Here is a 21219-nt window from a genome sequence, read left to right on the forward strand (position 1 = left end):
GTTTTGTTGGTATCTGCAGCGGTTGCGCACCTTGAGAAGGGGTTAAGTTTATGCGTTTGTTCCGCCATGCTCTCGCTGCTATCAGCCTGGGTTTGCTGGCCGTTTCGGTCAGCGCGTCTCCTGCCAATCCGCAAAACGGCACCGATTATCGTACGCTGGAGCAAGCCCAGCCGACCGATTCCGGCAAGAAGATTGAAGTGACCGAATTCATGTGGTACAGCTGCCCGCATTGCGCAGCCTTCGATCCCTCGCTGACCGCATGGGTAAAAAAGCAGGGCGACAAGATTGTCTTCAAGCAAGTGCCGGTTGCCTTCCGCGAGTCCTTCATTCCTCAGCAAAAGCTGTTCTACACGCTGGAAGCTATGGGCAAGACCGCTGAAATGAATCCGAAGATTTTCCAAGCCATCCACGTTGATCGCCAACGCGTCGACACCGACAAGACTATCCTGGAATTCATCGAGAAGCAGGGTATCGACAAGCAAAAATTCCTGGATCTGTACAACTCCTTTGGCGTACAGACCAAGGTTCGTCGCGCAGCGCAATTGCAGGAGGCCTACAAGATCGACGGCGTGCCGACGATCGCTATCGATGGCCGTTTCCTGACCTCGCCTTCGATTGCAGGCACATCGATGGCCAATCAGCCGGAATCGATGCAGCAAGCCGCCTCCCTGCAAGTCATGGATCATCTGGTGGCCAAGCTGGCCGCTGAAAAAGCCAGCGAGAAGCCGGCCGACGCAGCCAAACCAAGCAAGAAGAAATAAGCTTCACCGTACCGAAGACGGTCCGTCGCTCGCGAGAGGACGGGCCGTTTTTATTGGTTGTTGCTGTCTTTAACGGTATTTATTGTTCCTCCCGCATCATTTCAGTGTTGCGTCCTTGTGAACTATCGAACTGAAGGAATCTCATGCAGCGGGTCTTCATCACTGGCGCATCCAGCGGCATTGGCGCCGCTCTGGCGAAAGCGTACGCGCAACAGGGGGCTATCCTCGGTCTGGTCGCGCGCCGCAAGGAAACGTTGGAGCAGATCCGTGCCGGGCTGGCCAATCCCGAGCGCCATCATCTCTACGCGCTGGATGTCACCGATCACGCCGCCTTGCATCATGCCGCTCAAGAATTTATCAGCGCAACAGGCGGCGCAGACGTGGTGATCGCCAATGCCGGCATTTCGCAAGGCACGCTGACGGAATACGTCGAAGACATTCCTGTGTTCGAGCGCATCATTGCAACTAACGTGACGGCTACCGTTGCCACGTTCCATCCCTTTATCGCTGCCATGAAAGCTTCGCCCCAACCGCAACAATGCCGCCTGGTCGGCATCGGCAGTGTTGCCGGCATTCGCGGCTTGCCGGGCGCGGAGGCGTATAGTGCATCGAAGGCGGCGGTGATCAGCTACTGCGAATCGCTGCGTGTCGAGTTGCGTGCCAGCGGTATCAAGGTGGTGACGATCGCGCCGGGTTATATCGATACGCCGATGACGCAGGTCAATCACTACCGCATGCCTTTCCTGATGCCGGTGGAAAAATTCGCCGCACGCGCATTGGCCGCCATCGCAGCAGGCGACAGTTATCGCGTGATTCCCTGGCAAATGGGTGTCGTTGCCAAAATGCTGCGCCTGTTGCCCAATAGCGTTTACGACTTTGCGTTTTCCAAAGCGCCACACAAGAAACGCCATCTTTGAACGAGTTTGATCGATTAATAACGTCATGAAAATCATCTACGCCGGAACTCCCGAATTCGCCGCCATTGCGCTCGAAGCGCTATACGCCGCAGGCCATGAAATCACACTGGTCCTGGCCCAGCCGGATCGTCCGGCCGGACGTGGCATGCAACTCCATGCTTCACCGGTCAAACAATGCGCCATCGCGCACGGCACGCCGGTGGCGCAGCCCATATCGCTGCGTCTGGACGGCAAATATCCCGACGTCGCGCGCGAAGCGCATGAACTGCTGCGCAGCACGCCGCACGACATCATGATCGTCGCCGCCTACGGCCTGATCCTGCCGCGCAGCGTGCTGGATATTCCACGCCTGGGCTGTCTCAATATTCACGGCTCATTGCTGCCGCGCTGGCGCGGTGCTGCACCGATTCATCGTGCGATCGAAGCGGGCGACAGCGAAACCGGCATCACCATCATGCAAATGGAAGAGGGGCTTGATACCGGCCCGATGCTATTGATGGAAGCATTGCCGATCACGGATACCGATACCACCGGCAGCCTGCACGATAAACTCGCAGCACTGGGTGCAAAGATGATCGTCGACGCTATCCAAAAATTGGAGCAAGGCGAACTCCCGGCGACGCCGCAGCCGGATGAAGGCGCCAACTATGCCGCCAAAATCAGCAAGGAAGAAGCTGCGCTTGATTTCAACCAGTCGGCCGATGGTTTGGCGCGCAAGATTCGCGCGTTCAACCCCTTTCCCGGTGCATCGGCACAGTTCGGTGGTGTCACGGTCAAGCTGTGGCAGGCGCAGGTGATTGACGAAAAGACTGCCGCCGCACCCGGAAGTATTCTCGCCGCGAATGCGCACGACGGCGTCAAAGTGGCATGCGGCGCCGGTGTGCTGCACATTACGGAATTGCAGAAGCCGGGCGGCAAGCGTCTGCCGGCTGCGGAGTTCCTCAAAGGTTTTCCACTGGCCGACGGCGCCTTCCAATAATTTTTACGGCAGGAGACAAACAGGAGAATATCCATGGATCAATTGACGGCAATGCGAATCTTCAGACGCGTGGTCGAAAGCGGTGGCTTTTCGGCCGCAGCCGACGCGTTGGATATTTCTCATACGGTCGTGTCGCGTCAGGTGCGGCAGCTGGAGGAAATGCTAGGCGCGCAATTGCTCAATCGGACTACCCGGCGCTTTTCACTGACGGAAGTCGGGCAGCTCTACTACCAGCGCTGCATCGATATCATTGATCAGGTTGAGGACGCCACGCGCATCGTCTCGCATCATCAGGCGCGTCCTGCCGGCGTATTGCGCATCAATGCACCGATGGTGTTTGGCACGCTGGAAGTGCCAAACTGGTTGCCGCAATTCATGCAAGCTTATCCCGAGCTGAAGGTCGATCTGGTGTGTAATGACCGCTTCGTTGATCTCATCAGTGAAGAGTTCGACGTCGGCTTGCGCATCACGCGCAGTCTGCCCGATTCGACATTGGTCGCCAAGCGCCTGGCGACCAGCGAAATGGCCTTGGTTGCCTCGCCGGATTATCTGAAAAAGCATGGCATGCCGCGTGAACCAGCGGATCTGTTGACGCACAATTACCTGGCCTATTCTCTGGCGCTCCAGACAACCGAGCTGGTCTTTGTCGGGCCCGACGGGGCAGAGCAAAAGGTGGGACTGAGCGGCAATGTGCAGGCAAATACCGGTCTGATCGTTTGTGCCGCAGCGCGCGCCGGCATGGGTATCACGGCATCAGCCACATTCGTTGTGCATGAAGATCTGAAGCGCGGTGATCTGGTTGAGGTATTACCCGAATATCGCCTACAGTCGCGCGACTTGTATGTGCTGTACCCGCAGAATCATCACCTCTCGCCAAAGGTGCGTGCTTTCGTCAATTTCCTCGCTGATTACTACGCAACACCGCGTTGGGAATATTGAGCAGCGGTGAAGAATCTTGCCATGACGATGATCTTCGACCGTTGATAACTCTTCTGCACGCTGAGGACCAAAAGGCTCCATCTTTGCGGACGGAGCCTTTTAGTGAAGCGAAGCGAACGACTTATTTCTTTTCGACCTGAACCAGATCGAAATGATCTGCCTGGTATTGGAATAACAGGCAGTCTTCACCCTTGGCGCAACCGCTGTAATGCGGCATGTTGGCCGGCAGATTGTAGAACGAGCCTGCAGGATAATCGATGCGCTTGCCATCGATGACTGCGTAGAAGGTGCCCTTCAATACGACGGTCGGCAGGTTTTGCGTATGCAGGTGATAGGGGTTGTCCTTGCCTGCAGGGAAGATCACGAAAGCGTCGTAAGGGCCTTTTCCGGTAATGCTGCCACGTACATCAGCCACCTTGATACCGCCGGTGCCGGCCAGTTCGCGCCACTTCAAATCGGCAGCCGGAAATGACACCAGCGGTTGGGCGACGGATTTGCCGGCTTTTTTCTTGGTGTCGTGTGCCAGGCTGCTTGTGGCGATGCCGGCGGCGGCCAGGAGCAGCAATGCGGTTGCAATACGTTTCATGTCTATCCTTTTGAGTGAGTGGTGTGGGGTGCCGGCATCACCGGCGTGCTGGTAAGGGTTACTGCACGTGCAGTGTGAGAACAGCGTTGGTGTCCAGCACGTCACCGAATGTGTCGGCAATCGTCGTCAAGGCAGTGCGATGCAAGACGTCATGTGGAATCACACCGCCGCCGGGTGCATCAATGTCACGTGTTGCCGACGCATCGTCCACGACGATCACGTCGTAACCGGCCGGCGCTGCGTCACGCGCTGCACCAGCTACGCAGGCATGCGTCATCAGGCCGGCAATTACCAGCGTCTTTATGCCGGCAGCTTTCAGGCGAGCGTCGATGTCTGTTGTCGGAAACACGCTGACCGAACTCTTTTGAATCAGCGTGTGGTGCGCTTCCGGTTGAATTGCAGGGTGAATGGTGACGGTATTGCCATCTATGGCAAAAATCGGTGTGCCGGCAGGTGTTACGTGTTGAATGTGGAAGACCGGCATGTTGTGCTGATCGGCAAAGGCAATCAGGCGCTTGGCGTTGGCCAGCGCCGTCATGCCATCAGGAATGGGCATCTTGCCGACGAAATATTCGTTTTGAAAATCAATGATGAGCAGCGCGGTGCTGTTGGCTTGCAAAGAAACCGGCGCAGAGGCGCCGGCGATAGTACGGATGGTTGGATGCGACATGATTTCTTCTCCCTTGTTGATAAGCGACAGGGAGGAGAATAGGCGAGGCCTGGTGCGGGCAACAGTAGCCCGGACTCACAAGATATGTGCGTAATCAGCACATATCGGAGAAGCATGTGCTAGGGTGTTTCAGAAGAGCTTGCTTCTATGCATCTGTATGTCAGGCACCAACACAATGACTGTTCCGAAACGATTTCCATAGCTGTCGGCCAGGCAGCTCAACGCCACATTGATATGAACTCAAGTGTTATACATGCAGCAGTTGAGTCTCTTTGATATGGAAACTTAGGAAAGAGGATTTGGAGGAGAAATAAACTCAATATCTGGCCTCAATTTTGCAAGTCTTTCACTCATTTTGATCGAGGAGGACGGATTATTAAAGGCAACGATCACCACTGAGTCCGTCGGAATATCTGTCACGCTGATGATCGGGCATTCAGCAAATGTACTGCCCTGTTTGGCAGGATCGTCGTCGACAAAGAAAGAAATGTCTCCTTTCATCATCGCGCCAAGCCACATCCCGACTCCGTTCAATCCAAATACACCGAGGGTTCTTTGTTTCTTGTTCTCCAGAATGTATGGCGGTAAAGCGTTCGCCCACGCAATGGCAGAGACCGGATTCACTTCCGGTTTTCTTTTTGCATCCTTGGCGATGAAACCGATTTCAATGGAACCCAATACGCCTTCCATCCTGTCCACAATGCTCAGGCCGGAGAAGGCTGCCAAAGTATTCAATGAGCTTTCGGTAAAGTGGGAGCAATGTTCCAGGAAGAAGAAGTCCGAATAGACCAATTCGAAACATGGAACAATGACCAAAATAATACCCTGCGGTTTTAGTAAAGCAGTGGCTTGTCTCAAGGTTTCGACCGGGCTGGGAAGATGTTCAGCGACATGATTCAATGTGATGACATCAAATCGTTCTTCTATTCTTTCCAGACTCTCGTGATAAAAGTTGGTCGCGCCATTCTCCCGGATGAGCGCTTCTTTTTCGTTGGTGATATCAAAACCGGCAAGCTTGAAACCGGGATGGATCTCAGAAAAGGCCTTCAGCAGATAACCGCTTCCAGTCCCGACATCCAACACACTCACGTCCGATTTGTCAGCGATAAATTTGGTAAGGTAGTTTGCGATGTTGCTCTCTCTGCAAACTACATTGCCATTGACGATATTTGTTTTCTTGCCGCCACCTGGCAAGGTATAGGATGTTTTGTAAACATCTTCCAAATGGTTTTGATATTCAACGTTTACATCTTTTTGTACATGGCTGCAATTACTGCATTTGTAAATGGAAAGAGGGTATAGCTTGTCAGCCCTGGATGATGCTGTTCTTAGGTTGTCTGCAATTTTCAATAGTTTGCTTTTGCAAATAATGCAGCTCAATTTTTCCTGCGTGTGTTCTGTCGTTGTCATAACTGGCCCATTGTATTCATTAGTCGTGAAGTCAGAGAATCAGAGCAATTCTTGCGGTAAATCAAACCCCAGTTGCTTGAGCATGTCTTTTCGGCGCGCTTTAACGTCATCATCTTGGATTGGCCATTTACGATAAATAGACAAGAAATCAAGCGCGATTGAGCCGCTCGCCTTGGCGTCGTTGTTTCTGCTTTCACCGGTATTGATATGTACTACCGGGCCGGAAATGTCGAGGAAGTTAAAATCGTGTTTGAGCACCAGCGATAACAAGTAATCCCAGTCTTCGTGGCTGTCGAGATTAGCATCAACGCGATTCAGTTTAGCCATTGCTGCCGGCAGGATTATTGCATTGCTGGGAATAAAGTTGCTCACCAGCAGGGTACCGATTTCGGTATCGCCTAAGCGCATCTCTGTAGATGAAATCGTCTGCATCTCGTAAGGTGTACGTACTTCCTGCAATTGTGTGTAATTGACATAATTGACTGCGTCGTTGCGAAAGCCTGGGACACTGGTGAGATCGGTGAGAAAATTTTCCTGATAACTGTCATCGTCGTCCAGATAAAGTATGTAGCTGCCCTTTGCATGGTAGACACCGGCATTACGCGAGTCGGCCGGCCCCTTTATGTGGGGCAGGACAAGAAAAATGTCGTCTTCACGCAGAAAGCGGGCTGCCGTTTCTTTGGTCTCCAGGCTGCCTTCGTCGGTCACCAGGACGATTTCAAAATCGGTGAAGGTTTGCGCGAGCAGTGATCTCAGTGCTCGTGTGAGTGTCTGCGGTCGCTTATGCGTGGTGACCACAATGGAAAACAGGGGTGTTTTATTCATGACTCAGTGAAGTTGACCTTGATGGGATCGCATGATGACAAGAATCCAGTTTCTCACGATTTATTTCTCCGAATCCTCTCGATTTCAAGGGAAAAGCCATTTTGTTTATGGATTTGAGTCCTGTTTTGACACCCTTTCATGCCTCAGTCCGCAAGAATCCGGTTCAAAGTCTTCCAAAACAGCTTAGCCCCGCGATGCACATTGTCGTTCCAGTGATCGGCGGCATCGTCATCGGCGGAGTCGGTGATGAACTTGAATGCACGCCACGGCACCCCATATCGATGACAGGTATGGGCGATGGCGAATAGTTCCATATCGACAATATCTACGCCTTGTTCCACAAGCCATGAGTCGGCGGCGGTAACGAAACTGTCGCCGGTTCCGCAACGGGCGTTGCCGTGACCCGATGAATAGCTGCTAGGTTCATCCGATAAAGGCGTGACCCCGCGCGCGGCCAGCGGGATCGCGAGCATGTCCCGCTGGATGACGCTGGCGATGTCGAGTAGTCCGTCCACGGCGGGATTGACCTTGCCTGCGGTGCCGAAATTGATAATTAACTGCGGCTGGCGTTGCAGAATGGCGGCGGCGGCTGTCGCAGCGGCGTTGATCTTGCCGACCCCGGTATAGATGACGTCAACGCTGGCAGGAGCATCGGCGGCGTTCAGCTCAGAGGCAAGAGCTGTCAGGATCAGGATTTTCTGGGGCATGGTTTGATAAGCAATAGCGGAAAGCAGGGCAAACGCATTGGTAAATACACTCAAGTCCTGAGCCAAGTCGGCAGAGGGTTTGGTGGGCGTTTCACGTATAATTTCAAGACTTTACCAATTTGACGAACCCGGCATGCAGCGTGACCGGGTTTTTGCATTGGGTTATTGCATTATTTCACACTGAAGAACCGTGCCATGAAGCCAAACGATTTGTGCCAAACCGAACTGCTGTTGCGCGACTTGATGTCGCAGCGCATCCTTATTCTGGATGGCGCGATGGGCACCATGATCCAGCAATACAAGCTGACGGAAGAGGACTATCGCGGCGAGCGCTTCAAGGAATTCAGCGTGCCGGGCAAGGAATTGTTCGTCAAGGGCAACAATGAACTGCTGAGTCTGACCCAGCCGCACATCATCCAGGAAATCCACGAGAAATACCTGGCGGCCGGTGCCGACCTGATCGAGACCAATACCTTTGGCGCCACCGGCGTCGCGCAGGACGACTATCACATGGCGCATCTCGTCTATGAGATGAACGTGCAATCGGCCAAACTGGCGCGCGCTGCCTGCGACAAGTATTCGACGCCCGACAAGCCACGCTTCGTCGCCGGCGCGCTTGGCCCGACGCCGAAGACCGCCTCCATTTCGCCGGATGTCAATGATCCCGCCGCGCGCAACGTCACCTTCGACCAACTGGTGACTTCGTATCTGGAGCAGACCCGCGCGCTGGTTGAAGGTGGCTCCGACGTGTTGCTGGTCGAGACCATTTTCGATACGCTCAACTGCAAAGCTGCGCTGTTTGCGATCGACATGTTCTTCGAAGAATCGGGCAAGCGCTTGCCGATCATGATTTCCGGCACCGTCACCGATGCGTCGGGACGTATCCTGTCCGGCCAGACCGTGCCCGCATTCTGGCATTCCATCCGTCACGCACGTCCACTGACCGTCGGTCTGAACTGCGCCTTGGGTGCAGCGCTGATGCGTCCTTATGCGGAAGAGCTGTCCAAGATCGCCGACACCTTCGTCTGTATTTATCCGAACGCAGGTTTGCCCAACCCGATGAGCGATACCGGTTTCGACGAGACACCAGATGTCACCTCTTCGCTGCTGAAAGATTTCGCCGAGAGCGGCTTCGTTAACGTTGCCGGTGGCTGCTGTGGCACCACGCCTGCGCACATCAAGGCGATCGCCGACACCGTCGCGACCATCGCACCGCGCAAGCTTCCAGAAAGCAAGCACGAGATGCTGCTGTCGGGGCTGGAACCTTTCATCATCAACGACGACTCGCTGTACGTGAACGTCGGCGAACGCACCAACGTCACCGGCTCCAAGGCCTTCGCCCGCCTGATCCTCAACGAACAGTACGACGAGGCGTTGGCCGTTGCGCGCCAGCAGGTCGAAAACGGCGCGCAGATCATCGATATCAACATGGACGAAGCGATGCTCGATTCGCAGGCGGCCATGACGCGCTTCCTGAACCTGATCGCTTCCGAACCAGACATCGCGCGCGTGCCGATCATGATCGACTCGTCCAAATGGTCGGTCATCGAAGCTGGTCTCAAGTGTGTGCAAGGCAAGGCCATCGTCAACTCGATTTCGATGAAGGAAGGCGAGGAGAAATTCCTGCACGAAGCCAAGCTGTGTCGCCGCTACGGCGCGGCCGTGATCGTCATGGCCTTCGATGAAGCCGGCCAGGCAGATACCTTTGAGCGCAAGATTGAAATCTGCGAGCGCGCCTATCGCCTGCTGGTCGACAAGGTCGGCTTCCCGCCGGAAGACATTGTGTTCGACCCGAACATCTTTGCGGTCGCCACCGGTATCGAAGAACACAACAACTACGCCGTCGACTTCATCGAAGCGACGCGCTGGATTCATCAGAATCTGCCCTATGCCAAGATCAGCGGTGGCGTGTCCAACGTCAGCTTCAGCTTCCGCGGCAACGACCCGGCGCGTGAAGCGATTCATACCGTATTCCTGTACCACGCCATCAAGGCCGGCATGACCATGGGCATCGTCAACGCCGGCATGATCGGCGTCTACGACGACTTGCCGGCCGAGCTGCGCGAAGCAGTCGAAGACGTGGTGCTGAATCGTCGCCAGGATGCGACTGAGCGCATGATCGAAATTGCCGCGACCCTAAAAGCTGGCGACAAGAAGGAAGAGGCCACGCTGGAATGGCGCGGCGAGCCAGTCGAGAAGCGTCTCGCGCATGCACTGGTGCACGGCATCACGCAATGGATCGTCGAAGATACCGAAGAGGCGCGCCAAAATCTGTTGAAGAGCGGCGGCCGTCCGATCCACGTGATCGAAGGCCCGCTGATGGACGGCATGAACGTGGTCGGTGACCTGTTCGGACAGGGCAAGATGTTCTTGCCGCAGGTGGTGAAATCGGCACGCGTGATGAAGCAGGCTGTGGCGCATCTGATTCCCTTCATCGAAGAAGAGAAGCGCCTGATCGAAAAGGAAACCGGCGTCGTTGCCAAGCCCAAGGGCAAGATTGTCATTGCCACCGTTAAGGGTGACGTCCACGACATCGGCAAGAACATCGTCTCGGTGGTTCTGCAATGCAATAACTTTGAAGTCGTCAATATGGGTGTGATGGTGCCGTGCTCGCAGATCCTGGCCAAGGCCAAGGAAGAGAACGCCGACATCATCGGCCTCTCCGGCCTGATCACGCCGTCGCTCGAAGAGATGGCTTACGTCGCCAAGGAAATGCAGCGCGACAGCTATTTCAGCGGCCTGAAGATGCCTTTGCTGATCGGCGGTGCGACCACTTCGCGCGCCCATACGGCCGTCAAGATTGCGCCGAACTATTCCGGCCCGGTGGTCTATGTGCCCGACGCTTCGCGTGCAGTCTCGGTGGCGCAATCGCTGCTGACGCCGGAGAGCAAGGATCAGTACATCGCCGACATCGGGACCGACTACGAGCGCATTCGCGAGCAGCACGCCAACAAGAAGGCCGTGCCATTGGTGCCAATCGCCGCTGCGCGCGACAACAAGATGCAACTGGAATTTGCACCGGTCAAACCGAAGTTCATCGGCCGTCGCGTGTTCAAGAATGTGGATCTGGCGACGCTGGCCAAATATATCGACTGGGGTCCGTTCTTCCAGACCTGGGATCTGGCCGGTCCGTATCCTGCGATTCTGAAAGACGAAGTCGTCGGTGAAGCCGCCACCAAGGTATTCGAAGAAGCGCAAGCCCTGTTGAAGAAAGTCATCGACGGTCGCTGGCTCACCGCCAACGGCATCGTTTCGCTGTTGCCGGCCAATACCGTCAACGACGACGACATCGAGATCTACACCGACGACACACGCACGCAGGTTGCGTTGACTTATTACGGTGTGCGTCAGCAAACCGAGAAGCCGGTGATCGATGGCGTGGCGCGTCCTAACCAGTGTCTGGCCGACTTCATCGCACCGAAGGAATCCGGTATCGCCGACTATATCGGCATGTTCGCGGTGACTTCCGGTCTCGGTATCGAGAAGTATGAGAAGCGCTTTGAAGATGCGCACGATGACTATTCATCGATCATGCTGAAGGCACTGGCCGATCGTCTGGCCGAAGCCTTTGCCGAGTATCTGCACGAGCGCGTGCGTACCGATCTGTGGGGCTACGTGTCGCAAGAGTCGCTGACCGCCGAGGAGCTGATCAAGGAAAAATATGTCGGCATTCGTCCCGCCGCCGGCTATCCGGCATGCCCGGAACACACGGTCAAAGCAGATGCGTTCAAGGTCATGCAATGTGACGAGATTGGCATGACAGTCACCGAGTCGTACGCCATGTTCCCCGGCGCATCGGTGTCGGGTTTCTACTTCGCGCATCCGGAATCGAAGTACTTTGTGGTCGGCAAGATCGGTGACGATCAGGTCACCGACATGGCAGAGCGCCGTGGCGTTGCCAAGGAAGACGTGGAGCGCTGGCTGGCGCCGAACTTGTCCTGATGGCTGTTTTTAAGTACTCTTTTATTTAACTTTCTATTTCGTTTCCTCATTTTCGTTTTCTCATTTTTCTTTCTTGCGCCATGATCGATTCCGCCGACAACGTCACCCACATGTTGCCCGTCACCGGGCCGATGCGCCTGAATTTTCATACCGATGAACCGGATGCGGCGCGGGTGTTTGTCGCCGACCTGAATCAGGATTTGCTGGGCGACTGGATCGTCACGCTGAGCTGGGACGGTAAGCCGCAAGTCCGTGGCGGCGGCCGTGTGACGGTGGTCGACGATCAGGAAGCCGGTTTCAAGATGATCCAGAAGATCGCGCAGAAGAAAGAGAAAAGTGGTTATCGATTAGTGTGAACGGTCAACGGCTGCGCATAAAAAATGCGCCGTAATTCAGCCTCAGCTCATCCAAAAACGCGCAGGTTTACTCCTGCGCGTTTTTGCTTTCCTGCTCTTGCCTGCACCCTCTTTCGTCTCGTGTTAGGCTGTCCTCCGCCATGCATCGACGAAAATGTTGTCGTGTTAATCATGTTGCAGTGATGCTCCTGAACGGATCGCACCAGCGCCGCTGCAAATGAATGGCAGGAGACCAGACATATCAATAAACGAGACGGAGAACCCGCGCGTGACTTCCACCCCAGCAGCATCTACCAACAATCATCCTCCGTCGGAAACCGACTCTTCCTATGCCGTCGTGCGCCTGCTGATCACGCTGGTACTGATGGTCATCGGCGCCAGCGGCATGTATGTCGTGGCCGTTGTGCTGCCGGCCGTACAGGCTGAATTCGGTGTCGCGCGCGGTGTGGCGTCAATGCCTTATACCTTGTCGATGATCGGTTTCGGCATCGGCGGCATGCTCATGGGCAAGCTGGCGGATCGTTTCGGCGTGATGATTCCCTTGCTGGTGGGGGCTGTCTGTCTGGGGCTTGGCTTCATCCTTGCCGCCATGGCACCGAACATTATTGTCTTCACGCTGGCGCATGGTTTGCTGATCGGTTTATGCGGCAGCTCGGCGACGTTTTCGCCACTGATCGCCGACACCTCGTTGTGGTTCGTGCGCCGTCGCGGCATCGCCGTCGCTGTCTGCGCCAGCGGCAACTATCTGGGCGGCGCCATCTGGCCGCCGATCGTGCAGCATTTCGTTGAGACGGTCGGTTGGCGTCAGACGTATATCGGCCTGGGCATCGTCTGCTTCCTCGTCATGGGCAGTCTGGCCTTGCTGATGCGCCGTCGTCCACCGATCGCCTCGAAAGCGGCCGCACGTGGCGGTGTCGATCTGTCGTCCGAGCGGCCTTTCGGTTTGCCGATGGGCAAAGCGCAGCTGTTGCTATGCGTCGCCGGCGTAGCCTGTTGTGTAGCGATGGCCATGCCGCAAGTGCATATCGTCGCGTACTGTGGTGACCTCGGTTACGGTGCTGCGCGCGGGGCGCAGATGTTGTCGCTGATGCTGGCCTGTGGCGTGGTCAGCCGCCTGATTTCCGGGCTGATCTGCGATCGTATTGGCGGTTTGCGCACGCTGTTGCTGGGCTCCGCCCTGCAAGGCATCGCTTTGCTGCTATTCCTGCCATTTGACGGATTGGCGTCACTGTATGTCATCTCCGCGCTGTTCGGCTTGTTCCAGGGCGGTATCTTGCCGTCCTACGCCATCATTGTGCGCGAATATTTCCCCGCACGAGAAGCCGGCGGCCGCGTCGGTGCGGTCATCATGTGTACCATGCTTGGCATGGCGCTGGGTGGGTGGATGTCGGGCCAGATTTTCGATCTGACCGGCTCCTATCATGCGGCTTTCCTCAATGGCATTCTCTGGAATCTGCTCAACCTCGGCATCGGCGTTTTTTTGCTGCGACGGACATTGCGCAAGCACGATGGTGGCAGCGCCAGCTTGCAAGGCGCAAGCGCGTAAATAGCGATCGGACATATTGGTTTGATTTAGCGGCGCGCCTGCATTACGCTATCGGCATTGCAGGCAGCCGCCTGCGAGCGTTTGTCTTTCTTCGCTGGCCGCCGCGCCGGAAAGCTCCACCATGCTGATCATTTTCCTCAAGGCCGTCTTGCTGATACCGGTGACCTTGCTGCCGATTCTTAATCCTTTCGGCATTGCACCGGTTTTCGCCAATTTGATTGGCGACGTGCCGCGCCAGGTTGAAAATCGTGTTGCCCGCCAGGTGGCGATCAATTGCTGGTTCATGCTCGTCGGCGCGATCTTCATCGGCTCGCATGTGCTGACCTTCTTCGGTATTTCCCTGCCCATCGTACGGATTGGCGGCGGGCTTTTGGTAGCCGTATCGGGATGGCGCTTGCTGAGCGATAACGAGCAAGAGTCGTCGATCAAGACGCAGGTTGCGAAAACCTATGACGATGAGTCCAACGAAGAACTGAAGGCACGCAGTTTCTATCCGATCAGCTTTCCGCTGACGGTCGGTCCTGGCACGATTGCGGCTTCCATCACGCTTGGTGCAAATACCCCGGCGCGACTGGTGGACTGGGTCATGTCGATCGGCAGTGCCGCCGTCGGATCGGCTTTGACAGTGCTGGTGGTATATCTGTGCTATCGCTCGGCCAACAAGATTGTGAGTTTGCTGGGACGACTGGGCACCATGGTGGTGCTGCGCCTGTCCGCTTTCATCCTGTTGTGCATCGGGATACAGATTTTCTGGTCGGGCTTCACCGGCTTGCTGGTCGAAACGGGTTTGTTGCCGCCTTGATAAAAAATCAGTGGAGCAGACCGCGCTCGCCCAGCAGATCCTGTATCAGTTCAAGTCGCAGTACGGGATTGTCGAGTGCCAATAGGTTTTGTTTTTGCTCCACACTCATCGGCAGCATTTCGCTCCAGCGGTTGGCAACCCAGCCGCAATCATCCAGACGGTAGGGCGTCGCGACGGGGATATCACTTTCCGGGATCGAATGATTTTTCAGCGACGCCAGCAGGTTCATCAAGGCGGTTACGGTGTTTTGCAATTCTTCCGGCACGGCAACGGTCTGGTCTTTCTCAAGCGGTTCGACCTGCGCCATCCACAATCCATGTTTGAGCTGCTCTTTGGACGTCACCCGAAAGCGCGTGGTGCCGCTGCAGGAAATGCGCAGCAAGCCCTGTACCGGCGCGGACCACTCATTGATATGCGCCAGCGTGCCGACCGAGACGAAGGTTTCCACCTGGCCGGGCCGCCGCACTTCATTGCCTGACGTCAGTGCCACCACGCCGAACGCCGTGCCGTTGGCGATGCACTTGTTGATCATATCCAGATAACGCACCTCAAAAATCTGCAGAGGAAGGCGGCCATCCGGAAAGAGGGCAGAGCCCAGCGGAAAAAGCGGGATGGTGTTCATGAACTGAATTTGCCTGATGATGTTCAAGTAGTCACCTATGTTTTTCTATGCGCATCGGCATGCGGTCATGTCCGTAACACATAGCGATTTTCGCTGATGCATTCATAGCGCTGCACGATGTAGCCGTTGTCGTCGACGCTTTCCAGATAAACGTCAAACTGCCACAGCCGTGCCATGTGACGCAGGACTTCATTGGTGCTCTCGCCCAGCGAACGTCCATCGCTGCGGAAATGGCGCAAGGTCAGGCTGCGGTTGCCGCGCGTGTTGACCGACCAGACCTGAATATTCGGCTCGCGATGATTGATATCGTACTGGCGTGACAGGGCTTGCCGCACATATTGATAACCGCTCTGATTGTGAATCGCGGAGACTTCCAACTCACTGCGGCTTTCATCGTCCAGCACCGCAAACATGCGCATGTCGCGCATCAGTTTGGGCGATAGATATTGCGCGACGAAACTCTCATCCTTGAAGTTGCGCATGACGTAATGCAAGGTATCCAGCCAGTTGCTGCCGGCCATGTCGGGAAACCATTCCCTGTCTTCGTCGGTAGGATTTTCGCAGATGCGGCGAATGTCGCTCATCATTGAAAAGCCCAGCGCGTAAGGATTGATGCCGTTGTAATAAGGCTTGGTGATTGGCGGCTGAAACACCACGTTGCTGTGCGAATGCAGGAATTCCATCATGAAGCCGTCGGTCAGCTTGCCTTGGTCATACATCGTGTTGAGCAAGGTGTAATGCCAGAACGTCGCCCAGCCTTCATTCATGACCTGCGTTTGCCGTTGCGGATAAAAATACTGGCCGACCTTGCGCACGATGCGGATGACTTCTCGCTCCCATGATTCCAGCAGCGGCGCATTTTTTTCCGCGAAATACAGCAAATTTTCTTGCGGCTCGGAAGGAAAGCGTTCTTCGGCTTGCGTGGCAGCGGTTTCTTTCTTCGCCGGCAAGGTCCGCCACAGCTCATTGACTTGCGATTGCGCGTAGGTTTCGCGTTCGCGCTGCTGCGCACGTTCTTGTGCGAGCGACATGCGCTGTGGGCGTTTATAGCGGTCGACGCCATAGTTCATCAGGGCATGGCAGGAGTCCAGCAGTTCTTCCACGCGGTCAAAGCCATAGCGTTCTTCGCATTCGGCAATATAACCTTTGGCGTAGACCAGATAATCGATGATGGCGCTGGCGTCGGTCCACAGCTGGAACAGGTAGTTGCCCTTGAAAAACGAGTTGTGACCATACGCCGCATGCGCCACTACCAGCGCTTGCATCGTCATCGTGTTCTCTTCCATCAGATAGGCGATGCACGGATTGGAGTTGATCACGATCTCGTAAGCCAAGCCCATCTGGCCACGCTTGTAGTCGCGCTCGGTCGACAGGAAATGTTTGCCGAACGACCAGTGGCGGTAATTGACCGGCATGCCTGAGGACGCGTAGGCATCCATCATCTGTTCGGCGGAAATGATCTCCAGCTGGATCGGATAGATATCCAGTTTGTAGCTTGCCGCCACCTTGGCGATTTCTTCGTTGTAGCGCTCGATCAGCTCGAAGCTCCAGTCCGAAGGGCAGGGCAGGGGATCATGTTTCGTCGGCGGCGATGGAGGCACAGGCGGCGTGTTCAGTCGCGTATTCATGCATGGACCTGTTTTTCAAAAAGTTCACGGAAGACCGGATAGATTTCAGCAGAAGACTGCACTTTTTTCATCGCAAAATGCGGGTGTTCGGACAGCAGCTGCGTGTACTCGGTCCACAGGTTTTGCTCCGGCTCGGCCACTTGAATATAGGCGAAGTAGCGGCACATCGGGAGGATGGCTTCTTCCAGAATGCTCCGGCATTTTGGTGAGTCGTCGTTCCAGTTGTCGCCATCGGACGCTTGCGCGCCATAGATATTCCATTCGCTGGCCGGGTAGCGTGTCTTGATGATGTCCTGCATCAGTTCAAGCGCACTCGACACGACGGTGCCGCCGCTTTCCTGCGAATGGAAGAAGGTGTCTTCATCGACCTCGTCGGCACGCGTGTGATGACGGATGAAAACCACTTCGATGTGTTCATAATTGCGCGTCAGGAACAGGTACAGCAGGATGAAGAATCGTTTCGACAGATCCTTGCGTTGCTCATCCATCGAGCCCGACACGTCCATCACGCAAAACATCACGGCACGGCTCGACGGTTGCGGCTGGCGCACACGATTGACGTAGCGCAGGTCGAAGGGATCAATGAAAGGAATGCGCCAGATGCGGGCCTTGAGGTGATGAATTTCTTCTTCCAGCAACAGAATCTCCGGACGTCTGTCTTCCGGATCCTTTTTCATATCGCACAGTTGTTCTTCCAGCTCACGCAGTTTGGCCACCAACGGCCCACCGAGCGCAATGCGTCGGCCCAGTGAACTGCGTAGCGAACGCACGATGTCGATGTTGGCGGGAGAGCCGTCGACCGAATAACCGGCGCGCATGTTCTTCCAGTTGGGAATCGACATGAGGTTGGTCTGGATCAGGCGCGGTAACTCCAGGTCTTCGAAGAAGTACTGCATGAATTCTTCACGCGACAACTCGAAGGTGAATTCGTCCTGGCCTTCACCTTCATTGCTGGCGGTGCTGCGGCCATCGCCGGAACCACCGCTGCGGCGTGGGATACGGTCGCCCTGCAGATAATCCTGATTGCCGGGATGCACGATTTCACGCTTGCCGCCACGGCCATGATGGAATGCCGGTTCGGAAATGTCCTTGCGTGGAATGCTGATGCTCTTGGAGCTTTCGATGTCCTTGATACTCCGATCGCGTACCGCTTCGGTAACGGAACGCCGGATATCGCTGCGAAAGCGGCGTAGAAACCGCTCCCGGTTGGCGATGCTTTTATTCTTGCCAGCTAGCCTACGGTCGATTATCTGATGGAGCAAATCCGTTCTCCCGCTGGTGAGAATCTGTTTTGGATCCTACTGCGAGGCCATGATTCGATGCCGTACGGTGCTCGGAATCCTCGTGTACTTGAGTACACTCCGGTATCCTGCGCTCCGGTCGTCATCGGCTGATGGCCTCTCGCTACGGATCGAAAACAGATTCCGAAGGCAGATTGCCATTTAAATGCCGTTGCATTTCATGGGCAAGCTGCTCCCTGATTTCAAGAGGATTTGCGTACGCGCAAATACCATTCGCACAGCAGCCGCACCTGTTTCGGTGTGTAGCCTTTGCTGACCATGCGATTGACGAAGTCTTCGTGCTTTTGCATTTCTTCGGTCGAACCCTTGGCGTTGAAAGAGATCACCGGCAGCAAATCCTCGGTGTTGGAGAACATTTTCTTCTCGATCACCACGCGCAGCTTTTCGTAACTGGTCCACAGCGGGTTCTTGCCACCGTTGTTCACGCGTGCGCGCAGGACGAAGTTGACGATCTCGTTGCGGAAATCTTTCGGATTGCTGATGCCGGCCGGTTTCTCGATCTTTTCCAGTTCAGCATTCAGAGACGCGCGATCAAAACTCTCACCGGTGTCGTGATCGCGGAATTCCTGATCCTGGATCCAGAAGTCGGCATACGTCACGTAACGGTCGAATACGTTCTGGCCGTATTCGGAATACGACTCCAGATAGGCGGTCTGAATTTCCTTGCCGATGAATTCTGCATAGCGCGAGGCCAGCGTGTCCTTGACGAAGGAGAGATACTTTTGCTCCTGTTCGGGTGGGAACTGCTCGCGCTCGATCTGCTGCTCCAGTATGTACATCAGGTGCACAGGATTGGCGGCGATTTCGGTCGTGTCGAAGTTGAACACGCGCGACAGGATCTTGAACGCGAAGCGCGTCGAGATGCCGGTCATGCCTTCGTCGACGCCGGCGTAGTCGCGGTATTCCTGGTACGACTTGGCCTTGGGGTCGGTGTCCTTCAGGTTCTCACCGTCGTAGACCTGCATCTTGGAAATCAGGCTGGAGTTTTCCGGCTCGCCCAATCGAGTGAGGATGGAAAACTGCGCCATCATCTTCAGCGTACCCGGTGCGCAGATGGCCTTGGCCAGCGAAGAAGTCCGCAGCAGCTTGTCGTAGATGCGGATTTCTTCCGACACACGCAGGCAGTACGGCACCTTGACGATGTAGATACGATCCAGCAGCGCTTCGTTGTTCTTGTTGTTGCGGAAGGCCTTCCACTCCGATTCGTTCGAGTGAGCCAAAATGACGCCGTCGAATGGAATCGCGCCAAAGCCTTCGGTGCCCTTGAAGTTGCCTTCCTGAGTCGCCGTCAACAATGGATGCAAGACCTTGATCGGCGCCTTGAACATTTCGACGAATTCCAGCAAGCCCTGATTCGACAGGCACAGGCCGCCGGAATAGCTGTAGGCGTCAGCATCATCCTGCGAGTATTGCTCGAGCTTGCGGATGTCGACCTTGCCGACCAGCGTAGAGATGTCCTGATTGTTTTCGTCGCCCGGTTCGGTCTTGGAAATCGCGATCTGACGCAGGATCGACGGATAGCGTTTGACCACGCGGAACTGGCGGATATCGCCATTGAATTCGTGCAGGCGTTTGACTGCCCAAGGGCTCAGGATGGATTTGAGATAGCGGCGCGGAATGCCGAACTGCTCTTCCAGAATTTGTCCGTCTTCTTCGTAGTCGAACAATCCCAGCGGCGATTCATTCACCGGCGAACCCTTGATCGAATAGAAGGGAATGTGCTCCATGAGCTGTTTGAGGCGCTCGGCGATGGACGACTTGCCGCCGCCGACCGGGCCCAGCAGATAGAGGATCTGCTTCTTTTCTTCCAGGCCTTGTGCGGCATGGCGGAAATAAGCGACCACTTGCTCGATGACTTCTTCTGCGCCGTAGAATTCTTTGAAGGCCGGATAAACCTTGATGACCTTGTTGGCGAACAAGCGAGACAAACGAGGATCTTCGCGCGTGTCGACCTTCTCAGGTTCGCCAATCGCCATCAGCATGCGTTCTGCCGCCGATGCATACACAGCCGGATCGTTCTTGCAAAGACTCAGGTACTCTTCGAGCGAAAATTCTTCTTCTCTGGTTTTGTCAAAGCGACTCGCAAAGCTGCTGTAGATATCCATACCACCTCCGTAACTTCAATGAGACAACAAATTGCAAATTGAATACGTGCGTTATGTTCTTAGATTTATCGACCGCGTTTCCTGAGTACTGCCTCTGATCATTTTCATTAGCGTGTGCGCGCTTGAATTTTTCAACTTTGCACACCTGAGAATTTCGACCAGAAAATCAAATTTTCGTTTTTATTCTATTCCTTTTTCGTAGAGCGAACGCGCTACATTTGGTTTCAGCGTACTGCGAAATCATTTTCCTATATTCAAAAACACCCGGCGTTTTGCCAGCCATCTTTTCGATATGCCAAAGCGTCTGATTTTTGGAAGAATTTGTTACGTGTATCCCTATTCCCTAAATGGTTGAAAGAGAACGCCGGTTGACCTAGCTGGAAGATTTGTCCGGCAGAACGCACAAGCGAATCAGCGACGGGCTTGCAGGGATGCTTGCGATGACTTTTTTATCTACCGCTTTCCTGCTTCAGGGGCGATGCAAGTTTGATGCCGGGCGGTGATAGAGGTGGCGATGCAGTTCGGTAAGAGTCTTCAGCGCATTTTAAAAAGTTGTTGTTTGGCACTTTTTGTATTGTTGCTTTTTTGCCATGTGACCAGTGCGCCACGCTCAGTGCGATAGCTTATGGTCTATGTCTTTTGTCTTGCTGATAGCAAAAAGATCGACTTTCTCTGGGGTGGAGGCGCTTTTTGATGCCTGCGGCACGCAAGGCAGACTTCCCGGGGCTACCAGCCGGAAAGGCGGAAAGTGGATAAGTCATTGACAAACAAGTGAAAAATGCAGTCTAATTCAGGGTTCACCATCCGTTGAATTGCGTTCGTGCTGTGGCCTTGCGGTTTCGGCTCTCAAATGTCTCCGATCTGTATAAAGAGACACGCGCAAAAAAACAGAAATTCCGCGGAGATTCCGAAGTATTTTTGCCGATTATTGATTAAGTAAGCGAGTCCAACATGAAACGTACCTACCAACCTTCCGTCGTGCGTCGTAAGCGTACCCACGGTTTCCGCGCACGCATGGCAACCCGTGGTGGCCGCGCTGTGATCAACGCACGCCGCGCCAAGGGCCGTAAGCGTCTGGCAGCGGTTTAATACCTGCTCCATACAACGCCAGAAAAGTGCGCTG

The 21219-nt window shown here is 55.1% G+C and carries 18 protein-coding genes; 9 read left to right on the forward strand and 9 right to left on the reverse strand.

What is annotated here, in order from left to right:
- The first annotated feature begins 50 nt into the window (after positions 1–50).
- The 4 genes from PQR63_RS16675 to PQR63_RS16690 all read left to right on the forward strand — a co-directional run bounded on the left by PQR63_RS16675 (position 51) and on the right by PQR63_RS16690 (position 3596).
- Entirely contained in the window at positions 51–761 is a 711-nt protein-coding gene (locus PQR63_RS16675; protein ID WP_408169124.1) for a thiol:disulfide interchange protein DsbA/DsbL, read from the forward strand.
- A 143-nt stretch (positions 762–904) separates the two neighbouring features.
- Positions 905–1678 (forward strand): SDR family oxidoreductase, encoded by a 774-nt coding sequence (locus PQR63_RS16680; RefSeq protein ID WP_408169125.1) that lies wholly within the window; start codon positions 905–907, stop codon positions 1676–1678.
- Between the two features lie 25 nt (positions 1679–1703).
- Complete coding sequence (gene fmt / locus PQR63_RS16685) at positions 1704–2657, forward strand: methionyl-tRNA formyltransferase (protein WP_408169126.1); 954 nt, start codon at positions 1704–1706, stop codon at positions 2655–2657.
- Between the two features lie 33 nt (positions 2658–2690).
- A complete protein-coding gene (locus PQR63_RS16690) occupies positions 2691–3596 on the forward strand; it encodes a LysR family transcriptional regulator (protein ID WP_408169127.1) in 906 nt (301 codons plus the stop codon).
- A 121-nt stretch (positions 3597–3717) separates the two neighbouring features.
- Here PQR63_RS16690 and PQR63_RS16695 read toward each other — a convergent pair whose 3' ends face one another.
- The 5 genes from PQR63_RS16695 to PQR63_RS16715 all read right to left on the reverse strand — a co-directional run bounded on the left by PQR63_RS16695 (position 3718) and on the right by PQR63_RS16715 (position 7848).
- Entirely contained in the window at positions 3718–4182 is a 465-nt protein-coding gene (locus PQR63_RS16695) for a cupin domain-containing protein (RefSeq protein ID WP_408169128.1), read from the reverse strand.
- Positions 4183–4240: 58 nt separating this feature from the next.
- Positions 4241–4852, reverse strand: a complete 612-nt coding sequence (locus PQR63_RS16700; protein WP_408169129.1) for an isochorismatase family protein — start codon at positions 4850–4852, stop codon at positions 4241–4243.
- Positions 4853–5137: 285 nt separating this feature from the next.
- Positions 5138–6262 carry a class I SAM-dependent methyltransferase gene (locus tag PQR63_RS16705; RefSeq protein ID WP_408169130.1) on the reverse strand — a complete coding sequence of 375 codons (1125 nt, stop codon included), beginning with the start codon at positions 6260–6262 and terminating at the stop codon, positions 5138–5140.
- A 39-nt stretch (positions 6263–6301) separates the two neighbouring features.
- Positions 6302–7087 carry a glycosyltransferase family 2 protein gene (locus PQR63_RS16710; RefSeq protein WP_408169131.1) on the reverse strand — a complete coding sequence of 262 codons (786 nt, stop codon included), beginning with the start codon at positions 7085–7087 and terminating at the stop codon, positions 6302–6304.
- A gap of 143 nt (positions 7088–7230) precedes the next feature.
- Complete coding sequence (locus PQR63_RS16715; protein WP_408169132.1) at positions 7231–7848, reverse strand: phosphorylase family protein; 618 nt, start codon at positions 7846–7848, stop codon at positions 7231–7233.
- Between the two features lie 141 nt (positions 7849–7989).
- On the opposite strand from PQR63_RS16715, the gene metH reads away from it, so the two are divergent.
- The 4 genes from metH (at position 7990) to PQR63_RS16735 (ending at position 14440) form a co-directional block, all read left to right on the forward strand.
- Positions 7990–11736: a methionine synthase gene (metH, locus tag PQR63_RS16720; RefSeq protein ID WP_408169133.1), complete on the forward strand. Its 3747-nt coding sequence runs from the start codon at positions 7990–7992 to the stop codon at positions 11734–11736.
- A gap of 80 nt (positions 11737–11816) precedes the next feature.
- Complete coding sequence (locus PQR63_RS16725; protein WP_408169134.1) at positions 11817–12092, forward strand: hypothetical protein; 276 nt, start codon at positions 11817–11819, stop codon at positions 12090–12092.
- Positions 12093–12456: 364 nt separating this feature from the next.
- Positions 12457–13638, forward strand: a complete 1182-nt coding sequence (locus tag PQR63_RS16730) for an MFS transporter (RefSeq protein WP_408169307.1) — start codon at positions 12457–12459, stop codon at positions 13636–13638.
- A gap of 121 nt (positions 13639–13759) precedes the next feature.
- A complete protein-coding gene (locus tag PQR63_RS16735; RefSeq protein WP_094562347.1) occupies positions 13760–14440 on the forward strand; it encodes a MarC family protein in 681 nt (226 codons plus the stop codon).
- Positions 14441–14447: 7 nt separating this feature from the next.
- On the opposite strand, the gene PQR63_RS16740 is transcribed toward PQR63_RS16735, so the two are convergent.
- From PQR63_RS16740 to PQR63_RS16755, 4 genes are all read right to left on the reverse strand, one after another.
- Complete coding sequence (locus tag PQR63_RS16740) at positions 14448–15062, reverse strand: LON peptidase substrate-binding domain-containing protein (RefSeq protein WP_408169135.1); 615 nt, start codon at positions 15060–15062, stop codon at positions 14448–14450.
- A gap of 65 nt (positions 15063–15127) precedes the next feature.
- Positions 15128–16690, reverse strand: a complete 1563-nt coding sequence (locus PQR63_RS16745) for a SpoVR family protein (RefSeq protein ID WP_408169136.1) — start codon at positions 16688–16690, stop codon at positions 15128–15130.
- A complete protein-coding gene (locus PQR63_RS16750; protein ID WP_408169137.1) occupies positions 16687–17952 on the reverse strand; it encodes a YeaH/YhbH family protein in 1266 nt (421 codons plus the stop codon). The genes PQR63_RS16745 and PQR63_RS16750 overlap by 4 nt, the downstream gene beginning before the upstream one ends.
- Before the next feature lie 221 nt (positions 17953–18173).
- Positions 18174–20096 (reverse strand): PrkA family serine protein kinase, encoded by a 1923-nt coding sequence (locus PQR63_RS16755; RefSeq protein ID WP_050476316.1) that lies wholly within the window; start codon positions 20094–20096, stop codon positions 18174–18176.
- A gap of 951 nt (positions 20097–21047) precedes the next feature.
- On the opposite strand from PQR63_RS16755, the gene rpmH reads away from it, so the two are divergent.
- Positions 21048–21185 (forward strand): 50S ribosomal protein L34, encoded by a 138-nt coding sequence (gene rpmH / locus PQR63_RS16760; RefSeq protein ID WP_006461360.1) that lies wholly within the window; start codon positions 21048–21050, stop codon positions 21183–21185.
- Positions 21186–21219 lie beyond the last annotated feature (34 nt).

Source organism: Herbaspirillum rhizosphaerae (genome assembly GCF_046025915.1).
Lineage (GTDB): Bacteria > Pseudomonadota > Gammaproteobacteria > Burkholderiales > Burkholderiaceae_D > Herbaspirillum > Herbaspirillum rhizosphaerae_A.

Excerpts from the sequence above, each read along its gene's own strand:
- PQR63_RS16710 (WP_408169131.1), bottom strand. The coding sequence starts at position 7,087 with ATGAATAAAACACCCCTGTTTTCCATTGTGGTCACCACGCATAAGCGA.
- PQR63_RS16730 (WP_408169307.1), top strand. The coding sequence starts at position 12,457 with ATGGTCATCGGCGCCAGCGGCATGTATGTCGTGGCCGTTGTGCTGCCG.
- PQR63_RS16700 (WP_408169129.1), bottom strand. The coding sequence starts at position 4,852 with ATGTCGCATCCAACCATCCGTACTATCGCCGGCGCCTCTGCGCCGGTT.
- PQR63_RS16740 (WP_408169135.1), bottom strand. The coding sequence starts at position 15,062 with ATGAACACCATCCCGCTTTTTCCGCTGGGCTCTGCCCTCTTTCCGGAT.
- metH (WP_408169133.1), top strand. The coding sequence starts at position 7,990 with ATGAAGCCAAACGATTTGTGCCAAACCGAACTGCTGTTGCGCGACTTG.
- PQR63_RS16745 (WP_408169136.1), bottom strand. The coding sequence starts at position 16,690 with ATGAATACGCGACTGAACACGCCGCCTGTGCCTCCATCGCCGCCGACG.
- PQR63_RS16705 (WP_408169130.1), bottom strand. The coding sequence starts at position 6,262 with ATGACAACGACAGAACACACGCAGGAAAAATTGAGCTGCATTATTTGC.
- PQR63_RS16725 (WP_408169134.1), top strand. The coding sequence starts at position 11,817 with ATGATCGATTCCGCCGACAACGTCACCCACATGTTGCCCGTCACCGGG.
- PQR63_RS16755 (WP_050476316.1), bottom strand. The coding sequence starts at position 20,096 with ATGGATATCTACAGCAGCTTTGCGAGTCGCTTTGACAAAACCAGAGAA.
- rpmH (WP_006461360.1), top strand. The coding sequence starts at position 21,048 with ATGAAACGTACCTACCAACCTTCCGTCGTGCGTCGTAAGCGTACCCAC.
- PQR63_RS16675 (WP_408169124.1), top strand. The coding sequence starts at position 51 with ATGCGTTTGTTCCGCCATGCTCTCGCTGCTATCAGCCTGGGTTTGCTG.
- fmt (WP_408169126.1), top strand. The coding sequence starts at position 1,704 with ATGAAAATCATCTACGCCGGAACTCCCGAATTCGCCGCCATTGCGCTC.
- PQR63_RS16735 (WP_094562347.1), top strand. The coding sequence starts at position 13,760 with ATGCTGATCATTTTCCTCAAGGCCGTCTTGCTGATACCGGTGACCTTG.
- PQR63_RS16695 (WP_408169128.1), bottom strand. The coding sequence starts at position 4,182 with ATGAAACGTATTGCAACCGCATTGCTGCTCCTGGCCGCCGCCGGCATC.
- PQR63_RS16690 (WP_408169127.1), top strand. The coding sequence starts at position 2,691 with ATGGATCAATTGACGGCAATGCGAATCTTCAGACGCGTGGTCGAAAGC.
- PQR63_RS16680 (WP_408169125.1), top strand. The coding sequence starts at position 905 with ATGCAGCGGGTCTTCATCACTGGCGCATCCAGCGGCATTGGCGCCGCT.